The organism is Mycobacterium sp. IDUB_39 (assembly GCF_055419205.1).
The window spans coordinates 898,487-911,868 of the sequence record NZ_JBVAXF010000001.1; the positions used below are offsets into that span (position 1 = coordinate 898,487).

The following is a 13,382-nucleotide window of genomic DNA, read 5'->3' on the forward strand; positions in this document are numbered from 1 at the left end:
ATTTCGGGGTGGCGAATGCCGCGAGTTGACGCCACCTTGAGTCGGCAGACACTTTGCCCAGGTAGCGATGTGTCGCCATTCGGGCGGCGGCCCGATCAGGTCGCACTCTCTTCTCCTCCGTGCTCTTTCCGTACGTCCGCGCAGCTGAAGACCCATGACGTCGCAAGTCGCCGGGTGGCTCCAATTGTTTGCGGGAGGCGACGTTGGCGTGTATAGACTTCGTCAGCCGAATACGGAGGACGCGGATGGCCCTGGTTATCCGCGAGGGACTAGGGGGATAGCCGTGGGCCGGCACAGTGCCTCACACATCGAAGCGCAGAAACGGCTTTCCGGAGCGACGGCGTTGAGTGCGGCATCGTTTGTGGGCCGCGTCGGTTCGTTGGCACTCGCCCTGGGTATCGGAGCGGCCGTTGCCGGCGGTACCGCGATTGCCAACGCCGAGGGCCCCACTGACCACGCTGCGGGCGATTCCGCTGCCCAGTCCTCACCTGACCCCTCGACAGCTGAGGCCGCGTCCGAGACACCGTCTGACGACGGATCGACCAGTACCGGGTCAGTCGACGTCAAGACTCGCCCGCCAGGGTCGACGAACGTCCCGAAGATGCAGTTGGGCAACGGCCGCGGCGCTGAGTTGATCTCGAGTATTCCGCAGAGGCTCGCGACGGCCCTGAACGCTCACGCCCCCGCCACACCTCGGACCCGGATCCGACCACACGCGAGCGAAACCGTGACCGCGGTCCCGCGTCAAGCCGATCCGACACAGAGCGGCCCGCCCGCGGACGATGTCGAGAACCCGGACCCCGTCACGAGCCGTGTGACCAACGCCGCCGCGGTACGCACCGATGTCCAGCCCCCGGTGCCTGCGCCCGCCCCCGCGGTGAAAACCATTGCGTCAGTTCAGATCAAACCGACGCAGCCGACGACGGCGCCGACTCAGACACGGTCAGCCCCGGCCAATCCGATCGCGATGGCGGTCACCAACGTCCTGTCCGCCCTCGGGGTCTCACCACAGGCGAGCAGCACGGGCGATCCGCCGACTGCGCCGATGCCGTTCGTGCAGGCCGTGCTGCAGCTGATCCACCGGGAACTCGAACGCTTCAACATGCTCCCGCGGAACACCGTTCCGTCGATCTCCCCCGGGATCCCCACGCCCGCCGACGAGGCCCCGACCGTGTACGGCGACATCGGCAAGTGGATGCTGCAGTCCAACGGGCAGATCTCGAACTACGGCGGACTGCCGTATCGCGGCAAGACCGTCCTGGAGTCGGTCAACGTCATCATCGTCGACCCGACATCGACATCCGCCGCCGAATCCGCCCGCAAGCTCAACACCGCCATGTTCTGGGCCGGTTACCCGGCCCAACCCATTCACAGCACCGGCTTCCAGGGCACGATCGACGACATCACCTACGGGCAACAGCCCACCGGCCTGCTCATGGGGTTCTCCGACAACTTCTTCCTGTTCCCCAACAATCACGGCCGTATATTCGGCCCCGACCCGGTGGAGACCAGCACCGGTTACGTCTGGAGTGGTGCCTTCAGCACCGAACAGTTCGTCATCTACGACCTGCTCCCCCGACACGCGTATGTCTCGTCAAACCTGGCCCGCAACGCACTCGCGATGCGGCTCATTGCCAGTGGCCAGGCGACGTACGGCGGCATGGTTCCGTTGAACAACTCGTACAACAACGCGACCACCACAACCGGCGACCATGACGGCTACGCCGTGGTTGTCGTCTTGAAGTAGGGCCAGCAAGCACCCTCAGTAGGCGTTCGGATCCTCCTGGACCGCGACGGGAACGGGATGCTGGTAGAGCCGCGATGCGTTCTCCCACGTCACCTTTCGGATGATGTCATCGGGGAGCCCGCTGATCTGCTCGTGGATCTTCTGTTGGGTGTGCGGCCAGGTCGAGTCGCAGTGCGGGTAGTCGGCCTCGAGCAGAATGTTGTCCTGGCCGATCCGCTCGTACTGGACGAACGAGGACTGATCCTCCACCGCGCAGAACCAGAAGTTACGGGTGAACACCTCCGCAGGCGTCAGCGATTCGCCGAGATCGCGCCACGTCCCGTACATCTCGTGGTAGCTCAGCATGTGATCGAGACGGTCGAGAAGCCCTGCCACCCAACCGATCCCACCCTCGGACAAGCAGATCTTCAGATCCGGGTACCTGGTGCAGACTCCGGAGTACAGCCAGTCCACCGCCGCGCTGATGGCGTAGGCGAAGAACAACACCCCCTGCACATCCGGCGGGGCATCCTCGGTGGTCGACGGTGACGTCCCCGACGAGCCGATGTGCAGGTTCACCACCGTGCCGGTCTCCGCGCACGCCGCCATCAGCGGCTCCCAGTAGCCGGAGTGAATCGTCGGGAATCCCAGCATCGCCGGGTTCTCGCTGAATGTCACGGCGTGATACCCGCGCTCGGCGTTCTCGCGGATCATCTTCGCGCCGACCTCCGGGTCGAGCAGCCACGGCAGCTGACACGGAATGATCCGGTCGGGATAGGCACCGGCCCAGGCATCGATGTGCCAGTCGTTCCACGCCCGCACCGACGCCATCGCCAGGTCGCGGTCCTTGGTCACCTGCTGTAGCCGCTGGCCGGCGAATCCCGGCAGAAACGACGGGAAGTTCAGCGACGCATACACACCGTTGAGATCCATGTCCGCCACGCGTGCGTGGATGTCCCACGCGCCGCGGCGCATCTCGTCGAACCGGGTCGGCTCGAATCCGTACTCGGCCACCGGCCTCCCGACGACCGCGTTGAATCCCACGTTGGGCAGCGCCTGACCGTCATACAGCCACGTCTGGCCGCCGTCATCGGTGTCGACCACTCGCGGCGCACGATCGGCGAACTTCTTCGGAACGCGCCCCTCGAAGGTGTCCGGAGGCTCCACGATGTGGTCATCGACCGAGATGACGGTGTAACGCCGCTGCGCCCGTTCTGGTTCGGGCAGGAATGTGACGGTGCGATCGGCACCGGTCTTGGCGGTGGTGAAGCTCAGATTCGCCGACATCTCGTCGATGGAAGCCATGGGCCCAATCTCCTTCTCTCGTCGTCGATTCAGTCAGTCAAGGACGCTGTGGTCGGCCTTGATGGTCATGCGCGCCGCTCCGGCCCAGTACACGTCGGCGGCGCGTTCGATAAGCGATGCCTGCATGCCGACCATGTCGCCTCGATTCATCGGCGACGGGGTGCGACCGGTCAGCATCACGTCGTAGGCCAGCCGGCACACGCGCTCGATGGACGCCGCCCGGTAGACCGCCTCGGGGAGGTTGCGTCCGGTGATGATCGCGCCGTGGTTGGCCAGGATCGCCAGGTTGGCCGATCCGATCTGGCTGGCGAGTTCGACTGCGCGCCATGGTGCGTCGATCTCACCGTCGTACTTGTCGAGCAGGTACATGTCGTCGAGGAATAACGAGCCGGTCTGATGGACCAGTTCGGGCAGCATGCCCAGCGCGGCGAGCAGGCTGACGTAGTAGGGGTGGTTGTGGATCACCACGCGGGCGTCTGGCCGCAGCCGGTGCAGCTCGGTGTGGAGGTGAATGGCGGGCGTGACGTCCCAACGGCCGCGGACCACGTGGGCATCCTCGTCGACAACGCAGATATCGGACGCGGTCAACTCCTGCCACCACAGTCCCCACGGATTGACCAGCATGTCGGTCTGCCCGTCGAGCTGCCAGGTGATGTGTCCGGCCATGTTCTCGGCGATGCCGATGTCGGCGAGGTGGCGGAATGCCACTGCCAACTGCTGTTCGTTGGTGAGGTCGACGCCGATGGGCGGCACCTTCGACGGTGCCCAGACTCCAAGACCGCCCCGCCGCACTTCGTCTGTGGTCATGACCGCTGCTCCTGCCGAAGTTCGAGGCCCGCCTCGAGCGCCGATCGGATGTCCTCGCGAAGTTGCCCCTTCGCGACCTTGCCGCCGGAGGAACGCGGCAGCTCGTCGAGGACTTCGAGTCTCTCGGGCAACAATTCCTTGGAAACACCCTGCTGTAGCAGGTGTTCGACGAGTGCGGGCAGGTCGAGCACACCGCCGTCCTTGAGTTCGACATACGCACACACCCGCTCGCCGAACATGGGGTCGGGCATCGCCACGGCGGCGGCCACGGCCACGGCGGGATGTGTCGCCACGACCTCCTCCACGGCGACGGCGCTGATGTTCTTCCCACCCCGCAGGATGAAGTCGGAGGTGCGGCCGGTCAGGCTGAGATAGCCCTCGGCATCCACCTCGCAGATATCACCCATCCGCATCCAGCCGTCAGAGGTGAACAACTTGTCATGGTCGCTGCCACCCAGGTAGCCCAGGCTGGTCGCCGGTCCGCGGCACGCCGGTTGCCCGCGACCGGATTCCGTGACGTCGCGATCGCCGTCGAACAGTCGCACCCGCATCTCTGGCACGATCCTCCCCGCGGTGCGGAGGCGGCGGTGCAGTGTGTCCGCGGTGGTGGTGGCGCTCAACATGCCGGTCTCGTTGGAGCCGTAGAACTGCAGGATTGTGACCCCGGTGAGTTCTTCGAACCGCGCCGCCTGCGTGTACGGGAGCGGTTCACCGCCGGTGAACACAACGCGCAGGCTGGTGAGGTCATACTCGCGGGACGCGGGGCTCGCCAGGAGCATCGCCAATTGCGTGCTGACACAACAGAGCACCGTCACGCGGTACCGCTCGATCGCGGCGCAGGTGGCGACGGGATCGAAACGTTCGATTCGTACTGCCGTCGCGCCCAGGTGGATTGGCGTGGTGTGCGACGTCCAGATTCCGAACCCGAAAGGCGTGGGGATGACGGGAAGGAAGACGTCGTCCGCGGTGAGTTCGCCGTTGGCGACCGCCTTCTGGTGGAAGTAGTACCAGCGATTCTGGGTGTGGACAACGCATTTGGGCAGACCGGTGGTGCCCGAGGTGGAGTTGATCAGAAAGACGTCGTCGGGCCCGAGGGGGGTCAGCCCGCCAGCAGCGCCCGGCCGAGAGGTGATGTCGATGAACAGCTCGTCGGCCTCATCTCCGAGCACCACCGCACGAAGGGATGACCCCATCGCATCGGCAGCGGCCTGGGTCGCCTGCCCACGGCGCTCGACATCGCTGACGAGCAACGACGGTTGCGCGGTCCGCAGGATCGCTGCCACCTCACGGACACCCGCGCGGGCTCCCAGGCCCACGGCCACGGCGCCACAGCGTTCGATGGCGACCAGAAGCACGTGAATCGCCGAGCCGTCGTGGTGCCACACCGCCACACCATCGCCGGGCCCGACGCCCAATGCCTGCAGTTTCGCCGCCAGGTTGGTGGCGGCGCTGTCGAACTCCGACCAGGTCAGCACGCGATCGGAGGATTCGAGCGAGAAATCGACGTAGGCCGTTTTGTCCGGCGACGACGCCGCGTTGTGCCGAACGCAGTCCGACAGCGTCGTATCCGACCACCAGCCGGCGGCGCGGTACTCGGCAGCCTCGGTACTGGTCACGGCGGCGGTGTCGACGGCCATCACCAAATCATATGAAAATAAGGATCGCCGTCAATGGTCTTTGGTGGATTGCCCGCGGTTACGCACCATCGAGGGATCGACGACACCCGATGACCCCGGGTAGTGCTGAGCATTGACGAGGTGCGCCGCGGCAAGGTCGTGTGCGCGCCGCGCATCGCCGTCATCGATGGCATCGATCACCTGCAGATGGTCCTCGAGGACCGCCAGGCGCTCGTTGACCGGAACGACACTGTGATCGGCCACCTGCGTCGACCAGCCCTGTTCGTGCGCCGACCAGAGCGTTTCCAGCGCTCCCGCGAGGATGATCATGGTCTGGTTCCCACACAGCGAGACCAGCGCCTCGTGGTAGCGCCGGCTCGCCGACGTCGCGCGCAGAAGATCGTCGACCGAGTCCAGCGCCTCGGCGTGCAGTTGGCGCAGCGCAGGCACGACGGCGGTCTTGCGGTCAGCCCGCTCAGCGCACAGCGCCGCGCACGCCGGTTCGACCTGACGCAGCGCGCTACCCACATCGGAGAGGCCGACCTCCTGCGACCCGAGCACTAGCCCGATCGTGTAGGCCACGTTTGCCGCGGTGGGCCGAATCACCACCGCACCGCCGAGCTTGCCGCGACGCACCCGCAGCAAGCCCTCGGCCTCGAGAATCCGCATCGCCTCGCGCAGGGATGGCTTGCTGACCGGGAACTCGAGGAGAAGCTCATCCTCCTTGGGCAGGATGCTGCCATCGGCCAGTTCGCCGCGCAGGATCCGCCGCCGTAGCTGGTCGGCGACCTGCTCGGCGAGACGGCGGAATTGAATTGTCGGCTCTGCCATGGTCCGGGTCTCTATCGCGCTTCCAAATGATTTGCATCGTACTCATCAGTGCTCCGCCCCGGTCCGGTCTGCGCGCGACCGTCTGACGCGCCAGGCCCAGGCCGACACCCCCACGACCGCGGCGGCGAGCACGATCATCCACGGCCAGACCCCGTGCCGATGGACCCAGCCGGCGATTGCGCCCTGCACCCGTCCCGCTCCCGCGATCACCGGATCCGCCGGATTGCCGCCCGCAGAGAACAACTGGACCTCGTAGTAGCCGTAGTAGGCGACATAGAGCCCGACCAGAATCAGCACCGCACCGCCAATACGGTTGACATAGGGCAGGATTCGTCGGATTCGGTCGGTCAGCGCCGAACCGGCGAGTGCGACCACGACCGCCAGCACACCAACCACCAACGCGAAGCCGCCCGCGTATGCCAGGTAGATCCACACTCGTCCGGCAACGGACGTACCACCGAGACCGGCGCCGGTCACCGCCAGAAACGGGCCCACGGTGCAGGACAGTGAGGCCAGCGCATAAGCCACGCCGTAGCCGAACATCGAACCGAGCCTCGATGTCGGCGCCCCCGATACGCCGCGGGTCATCCGGTTCGGCACCAGCAGAGCCAGCTCACGCCCACTGAGTAGCCAGACACCAAGCGCCACAAGCACAATGCCGATGGCCACGGTGACATACGGCACGTACTGCTGCACCGTGGATGCCAGCGAGACCGTCAGCAACCCGAAGACCGCGAACACCGCAAGGAATCCGAGTGTCATCGCCGCGGTCGCCGCCACGGCGCGTCCGACCGCGGTGGGAGCGCCGTCTCCGTTGCCCCGCACCACCAACGCGAGGTAGGCGGGCAGCATCGCGAAGCCACACGGATTGAGTGCGGCGACCATTCCTGCGGCGAAGGCCAGCCCAACCAGATCTTGCTGCACGCGGCGCGACTACTACGCGCTCAGCGCGGAAACCCGCTCCTGCAGTTCCTGTTGCGGCATCGCCGCAGTCGGGTTGTTCACGAATGTCGATGAGCCATCGGCGGACAAGAACACGTACGCGGGCTGCCACGGCACGTTGTAGCGCGCCCAGATGGAACCGTCGGCGTCATCGAGATTCGTGAAGTTCAGGTTGTACTTCGATACGAAGTTCTGCATGGCCGCGACGTCGGAGCGGGCGGCAACGCCCACAAACGTCACCTTGGGGTTGGCGGCGGCAACGCTGCTCACCGACGGCGCCTCGGCATTGCAGAACGGGCACCACGGCGTCCAGAACCACAGCACGGCGGGCTTGCCCTGCAGCGACGCACCGTTGAAGGGTGCGCCGGACAGCGTCGTTCCGGTGAAATCAAGGCGATCGTCGGCGAGCGCCGCCGGGGGGCTGGTCAGCGCCAACATGAGCACCGCGGCGACCACACCGATGGCGAGTGACCTGCCGCGACGGAGGAAGTGACGAATCATGACGGCTCCTGTCTGCGCCGGACCCACGTGCGGCGTGTCTGAGGGGTGCCCCTTTGACACGGGTCCAATCGCCTAGTGGTTCACCGTCGCCGGTTCAGCCGGCGGACAAGATCAGCGAGCGAACTCGCCGAGGCGCTGTCCGAGTTCATCGAAGAGTGCGTGGTTGAGGCCGAACGTCGCCTTGACCTCGGCGACTACGCGCTGCTGATCGTCGTGATCGAGGGCGAGTGCGTCGAGGCGATCACGATAGGCGTCCTTGTAGATCTTCGGCTTGCTGATCTGGGGAAAGTCGTAGAACGCCAGGCCCGCGCCGTCGAGTTCGAACGTCCGGTCGAGGATGCGGCCGATGGCCTGGCCACCCGACAGATCCCCGAGGTAGCGCGTGTAGTGGTGCGCGAGAAGCAGGCCGCCCCAGTCGGCGCTGGTCAGACGCTCGGCGTACTGCGCCGCGGCGGGACTGTCGGTGGCATACGAGGTGGCCTCGGGCGCCCAGTGATCGAGGTCGGCCTCAAGCGCCGCCAGACGCTCGAGGGCCGGGTCATAGACCGCGGCCACGATCGGGTCATCACGATGGCCGCGGACGGCCTCCTCGAGGGCGGCGTAGACGGTGTGCAACTGGCGCAGATAGGTGACATAGCCCGCCGGCGCGATCCGTCCCGCGAGGAGCTCACCGATGAAGTTCGCGTTCTCCGCGGCGTCGTGCTCGGACTGCGAGCCCTCCCGCATGGCGATCGACAGCGGCTGCTCAACGGCGGTGGACACAAGGGTCATCGGGGCTCCTGAAGGGGTACTCGCACGCGAGGATGCGTCAACTTTATGACACGTTGTCAGCATCGTACTGACAACTAGTCAGAAAGTGTGGCCTCCCTTTCCGGCCGCCTAGCTCGACACCGCCCGGAGCAGGAACCTCTCCACTCCTGCCTGGTCAAGATCCCGCGGACTCAGGCAGGAGTGAATGAGCAACAGCGTCGTGTCGACGTCATCGACGACAAATGCGCCCTGCGCCACCCCATCCGCGATGATCTGGCGCAACACCGCCTCCACCGCCAGCACGTGCTCTCTGATGGCGGTACGCGATGTCGGGGACACAACGCCGGACATCTGACGCCCCAGCCCCATGTGGAACTGCTCGCCGGAGGCCAGGTGGTGACGGATGTAGAGGCGCAGTGCGTCTGCCGGACTGTCGGCGCCCACCAGCTGTTCCTGCAGTGCGACGAGGTAGCGACCGGTCTCATGGGTGGCGAACGCCACCAGCACCGCTTCCTTATCGGGGAAGTGGTGGTAGATCGCCGTTCGGCCAACCTCGGCCCGCGCCGCGATCTGCGCCATCGAGATCGCGTCGAAACTGTGCTCGGCCATCAAATCGGCGAACGCCGCGAACACCCTGCGGTGCAGTGCCTCGCGGTGCTCCTCGACGGTGTCGGCATCGATCCGGGGCATAGTGGATCAAGCCTAGTCTCCGGCCTAACCGCGACTACGTCAGCGCAGGTATGCCTCGCCGCCGGTGGGGTACCCGCCGCCGGTGGTGGTGAGGTGGACGTGGTCGTAGTGCCCGTAGCCACCGCTCTGCGGGCCCTTGGGGGTGTAGTACACGCCACGCCAGATCGCATCCTGCAATCCGAACCGCTCGGCGTTCTTGAACGCGAACGCGACGATCTGGTTGCCGAGCGCGATGCCCGCGGCGGAGCTGGGGTTGGGGATCATCACGTCGAGTGCCAGGCCGTTGGGATGCCATCTCAGCGCGTCCGCCCGCACACCGCCGATCGAGTGGATCTCGGGGAACGCCGCGCTGACCGCGCGTGCGGCCAGGATGGTCTTGACCTGAAGGCCGCGCTCTGGCGCGACACCGACGGGCAGCAGACGTGGCCGATCATCGACCCGCCACCTCGACGCCGCGACCATGCGGTCCGGCGCCGCAGCCATGCTCACCTGCCCGATGGACGGCTGCACCGAACCTACGGCCGGTGCCAATGCCACGACCTCGAGGCAACACACCGGAGCGTCGGCTGCCACAGGCGTGGGTTCCTCGGTCACCACGGTGGGGTACGCACTCCCGCCAGCGGCGAGGAAGACGGCGGCCGGCGCGATCAGAGCGGCCAGGCCCACCGATCGTTTGCGACGGGGGCGGGCCAACGCATGTCTACCCACGGGAAGCACCATACGAGCAAAACGCAGGTTGTCCAGCAACTCCCGAGGAACCGAAGGGCGAGAACACATCCGTCTAAGAAATTGGGCGGACGGCGCAGCGACCACCGCCGCGCCGGCCGAACGCGTGCGATCCGTGGCCGATTCCACTCGACGTCAATCCCATTTCCGCAGGTCAAACATGCCGACACAGCACGGAGACGTATCCGATATCCGCCCGAGACCAAAACGTTACCCAGCAAGGAAGTGACCAAACCGGCGCAATCGCCGCTAGGCCAAAAATAAATTTGTTGCAAGGGCAACGTTCTGGATCGGTTTCAGGCGGTATTCGCGCTAGGCGTGCGAGAGCGCACCGCGCCACGTCGGCGCCGCCGCGGTGCGGTCGGTGACGACCCCGCGCCGGGTTTGGGCGATCTCTCCGATGATGGCGGAGACCTGGACGGGATCTCCGTGAGCGGCGAACGTGCGCCGGTCCCACCACATCATCTGGGTCTGGTAGTGCTCGTTGGGGTACGGCGCGGCGGGGATGTCGGCCACGACACCGCCCGACGAACGCCACTGATCCAGGATGTGTGCCGCCGAGGTGGCCATGCAGTAGGTGATGTCGAACAGGCCCATCGCGTGGAAGCCGCTTCGAGCGATCATCTTGGCCCGACGGCGACCGCCTCCGGGCTCCTTGTCCAGCCACGCCGCCTTCATCTCGAGGATGCCCAGCGGGACGCGCTCCGAGATCGCGGTATGCACCTGGTCCTCACCGGGATGCCCAGCCCACTCCACGACCGCGTGCGAGTCCTCCGGCCCACGCAGCGGACCCTTTGCTCGCACCCCACCGACCACCTGGCCGCTGATGTCAGTCAGCACCCAGAACAGCGCGGTGTCCTCGGCGCAGCGGTCCACGTCGGGATCCAGCGCGTCAGAGACTCCGAATCGCGCGTAACTCGCGACAGCGCCGCGGTGGTACCGGGCGAAGAGTTCGGGCTCGGCAGTCGGCCTCGCCATGGTCATGGTGCATTCGGCCACCGGATCCCAGCAGGCAGTGCGCCTGAAACCACCGAAGGTGGCCAGTCCGTCATGGGAGGGGGCAAGGGCGGGCGCGGTCATGTCGGGCGGTGCTCCATCGTGCTCGAGAGAAAGCTGCCGACGGTCCGCCGACAGCGGATAGGGACGCAAATGGCAATGGGATTGTAACGCTACAAAACGTCACAACCTTGTGCTTCCGTTTGCCTCGATGATTACAGCAATGAATTGCGTTGCCGCAGCTCCGGTCCCGTCGGCACCGGCCCATCCGACTTCACATCGTTGACAAGCGGGCAAATAGTTACAGACATCACGTGGACGCCTCGGCGCGTCGCTCAACGCACTCGCCCCCGCAAGCCCAGCCCGTCCGAATCGCACGCCTGTCTCTGGCAAGCTGCCAACCGTGGTGGCGGTGGAGCAGTGGCTGCGGGAACAGTGCGCGGAGTACGGGTGGGGTCTGGGCGGTGTGTTCCGCAGCCGGGGCGATCACGCCTGGCCGCTGGTCGCGACGGGGCCCGAGGATCTCGAGGCACAACTCCTGGCTGGCGGGCACATCCTGCCGCTGCCCAAGGAGCCCGCGGCGCTGGCAAACGTGCTCGAGGTCGGCATCGTCAGCTTCCTGATCGACCGAGCCGCCGACCTCTCCGGATCAATCGCCGCCCGGGGCACCGAGCGTGGCTACCCCGATGTCGAACTCGGCGGTGACGCGTTCGGTGGCGGATTCCACGCGATCGACATCAAAGTGGCCCGACGCGCGGTCGGTGCCCGCGGCAACGCATTGGGCCGGACACAGAGCCGCATCACCCTCTACACCGGCAACACCTATTTCAGGCACCCGAAGATCCTGTTTCCCGGAGTCATGCGGCCGTTCGCCGAATACGCCTCCCACCTCGACGTACTCGGGATCTACACGCTCGACGAGAACACCCCGGGCCGGGTGGCCGACCTCGAGCTGATCGTGGCCCACCCGTGGAAGATCGCGAGCAGGCACAGGTCGTCGACGACGCGTGAGTACATCGGAGCTGTCGACAAGATCGATCAGCTGCGCGCCGGTGAGGGTGAGTTCGAGACCGAGGCCGAGTTCTACGCGTACTGGCGCAAGTTCCCGTTCAAGACCGCCAGGGCCGTCGAACTGCTGCTCGCCAAGCAACTCGACAAATAGGCCCCCACAAATAGGCCCCCGCCGACGCCGGTTGCCTATCGGCTTTTTGTGGGTGGGTCATGGGATGCTCTTGCCATGGCGAGCACAAAGGGAGTGGCGATCTCGTTGTTCTCTGGCGCCGGGGGTCTGGACCTCGGTGCGGAGGCTGCCGGATTCGACGTCCGCGCAGCCGTCGAGCGCAACCGCGATGCCGCGCTCACCATGGAGAAGAACTTCACTGCGCTTGCCTCGCCCGTCATCCAGCAGGACATCCTCGAGACCAGCACCGACGAGATTCTGCGCGCCGCCGGGCTGCGCAAGGGGCAACGCCCCGACCTTCTCCTCGGCGGGCCGCCCTGCACCCCATTCAGCAAGAGTGGCTTCTGGCTCGAGTGGAAGCGCTCCGGGCTTGATCCGGACGCGTCGCTACTGCAGGAGTACACCCGGGTGCTCCGCGAGGCCAGACCTCGCGCGTTCGTCCTGGAGAACGTCTACGCCCTGACCTATGACAACCGCGCCAGCCGACCCGCCCTGCAACGGCTGCTACGCGAGATCGACGAGGCGGGTTACGCCTACCACATGGAAGTCCTCCATGCGGCGAATTTCGGTGTGCCGCAAGCACGCCCACGACTTTTCATCGTCGGCGCGCCGAAGGGAAAGCCGACACCTGTGCTCCCCACACCGACACACGGCGGAAGTTGGGAGCGCCGCACCACCGGCAATGGCGAGCGCCCCTTCGTCACCTCGGGTGAGGCACTCGAGGGGTTGGTCTGCGACCCCGAGCCCGAGGAGGTGCTCCGCGGTCAGTACGCCCCTCTGCTCGCCGAGATCCCGCCCGGCAGCAACTACCTGCACTACACCACCGAGCGCGGCCATCCCCGGCCGAAGTTCGAGTGGCGCAGTCGGTACTGGTCGTTTCTGCTGAAGCTCGACCCCGGTAAGCCCTCGCCGACCATCCAGGCCCAGCCGGGGCCCAACGTCGGGCCATTCCACTGGAACAATCGACGACTTCGCGCCGCAGAGATCAAGCGGCTCTTCACGTTTCCCGATCACTTTGAACTCGTCGGCAGCCGATCCAGCGTGCAGGCCCAGCTGGGCAACTCGGTTCCCCCGCTACTCGCCCGGCAGGTGTTCGAATCGGTCAAGGCGTCGCTGCCCGGCTGACGTGGTGTTGCGCGGGCGTCGTGGCCGCGCCGGAGTGCGCTTCGGCCGAGTGGATTCCGAGAAGTCCCACCGCGACAATGGCGCACGCGCCGAGGGTGACGAGCAGTCGCGCGGTGGAGCTATCGAGCCGCTGCTGTTTGACGTCCATCTCAGGAGCCTGCCGGGTGCACTGATCCTGCGGCTGAAT

Annotated in this window: 14 protein-coding genes; 3 read left to right on the top strand and 11 right to left on the bottom strand. The window is 66.1% G+C overall.

Annotated features, from left to right (window positions below; all coding sequences use genetic code 11):
• The first annotated feature begins 283 nt into the window (after positions 1–283).
• Positions 284–1,747 (top strand): hypothetical protein, encoded by a 1,464-nt coding sequence (locus ACZY0X_RS04285; RefSeq protein ID WP_463768338.1) that lies wholly within the window; start codon positions 284–286, stop codon positions 1,745–1,747.
• A 15-nt stretch (positions 1,748–1,762) separates the two neighbouring features.
• On the opposite strand, the gene ACZY0X_RS04290 is transcribed toward ACZY0X_RS04285, so the two are convergent.
• From ACZY0X_RS04290 to ACZY0X_RS04335, 10 genes are all read right to left on the bottom strand, one after another.
• Entirely contained in the window at positions 1,763–3,031 is a 1,269-nt protein-coding gene (locus ACZY0X_RS04290; protein WP_463768339.1) for an amidohydrolase family protein, read from the bottom strand.
• Positions 3,032–3,064: 33 nt separating this feature from the next.
• Positions 3,065–3,838, bottom strand: coding sequence for a class II aldolase/adducin family protein (locus ACZY0X_RS04295; RefSeq protein ID WP_463768340.1), 774 nt, complete (start codon positions 3,836–3,838; stop codon positions 3,065–3,067).
• Complete coding sequence (locus ACZY0X_RS04300) at positions 3,835–5,475, bottom strand: class I adenylate-forming enzyme family protein (RefSeq protein ID WP_463768341.1); 1,641 nt, start codon at positions 5,473–5,475, stop codon at positions 3,835–3,837. Before ACZY0X_RS04300 ends, ACZY0X_RS04295 begins: the two co-directional genes overlap by 4 nt.
• A gap of 30 nt (positions 5,476–5,505) precedes the next feature.
• The gene (locus ACZY0X_RS04305; RefSeq protein WP_463768342.1) at positions 5,506–6,285 is read right to left on the bottom strand and encodes a FadR/GntR family transcriptional regulator; all 780 of its coding nucleotides are present in this window, start codon (positions 6,283–6,285) and stop codon (positions 5,506–5,508) included.
• A 45-nt stretch (positions 6,286–6,330) separates the two neighbouring features.
• The gene (locus tag ACZY0X_RS04310) at positions 6,331–7,209 is read right to left on the bottom strand and encodes a cytochrome c biogenesis CcdA family protein (RefSeq protein WP_463768343.1); all 879 of its coding nucleotides are present in this window, start codon (positions 7,207–7,209) and stop codon (positions 6,331–6,333) included.
• Positions 7,210–7,221: 12 nt separating this feature from the next.
• Positions 7,222–7,728: a protein disulfide oxidoreductase gene (locus tag ACZY0X_RS04315; protein ID WP_463768344.1), complete on the bottom strand. Its 507-nt coding sequence runs from the start codon at positions 7,726–7,728 to the stop codon at positions 7,222–7,224.
• 111 nt (positions 7,729–7,839) lie between these two features.
• Positions 7,840–8,499, bottom strand: coding sequence for a biliverdin-producing heme oxygenase (locus tag ACZY0X_RS04320; RefSeq protein WP_463768346.1), 660 nt, complete (start codon positions 8,497–8,499; stop codon positions 7,840–7,842).
• Between the two features lie 108 nt (positions 8,500–8,607).
• Entirely contained in the window at positions 8,608–9,168 is a 561-nt protein-coding gene (locus ACZY0X_RS04325; RefSeq protein ID WP_463768347.1) for a TetR/AcrR family transcriptional regulator, read from the bottom strand.
• A 39-nt stretch (positions 9,169–9,207) separates the two neighbouring features.
• Positions 9,208–9,876, bottom strand: coding sequence for a hypothetical protein (locus ACZY0X_RS04330; RefSeq protein ID WP_463768348.1), 669 nt, complete (start codon positions 9,874–9,876; stop codon positions 9,208–9,210).
• Positions 9,877–10,206: 330 nt separating this feature from the next.
• On the bottom strand, positions 10,207–10,974 hold the full coding sequence (locus ACZY0X_RS04335) for a hypothetical protein (RefSeq protein ID WP_463768349.1): 768 nt from the start codon (positions 10,972–10,974) through the stop codon (positions 10,207–10,209).
• Between the two features lie 319 nt (positions 10,975–11,293).
• On the opposite strand from ACZY0X_RS04335, the gene ACZY0X_RS04340 reads away from it, so the two are divergent.
• On the top strand, positions 11,294–12,052 hold the full coding sequence (locus ACZY0X_RS04340) for a type II restriction endonuclease (RefSeq protein ID WP_463768350.1): 759 nt from the start codon (positions 11,294–11,296) through the stop codon (positions 12,050–12,052).
• 75 nt (positions 12,053–12,127) lie between these two features.
• Positions 12,128–13,195, top strand: coding sequence for a DNA cytosine methyltransferase (locus ACZY0X_RS04345; RefSeq protein WP_463768352.1), 1,068 nt, complete (start codon positions 12,128–12,130; stop codon positions 13,193–13,195).
• Here the strand turns inward: ACZY0X_RS04345 and ACZY0X_RS04350 are convergent.
• Positions 13,173–13,343: a hypothetical protein gene (locus tag ACZY0X_RS04350; RefSeq protein ID WP_463768353.1), complete on the bottom strand. Its 171-nt coding sequence runs from the start codon at positions 13,341–13,343 to the stop codon at positions 13,173–13,175. The two genes, ACZY0X_RS04345 and ACZY0X_RS04350, sit on opposite strands and share 23 nt — an antisense overlap.
• Positions 13,344–13,382: the final 39 nt, after the last annotated feature.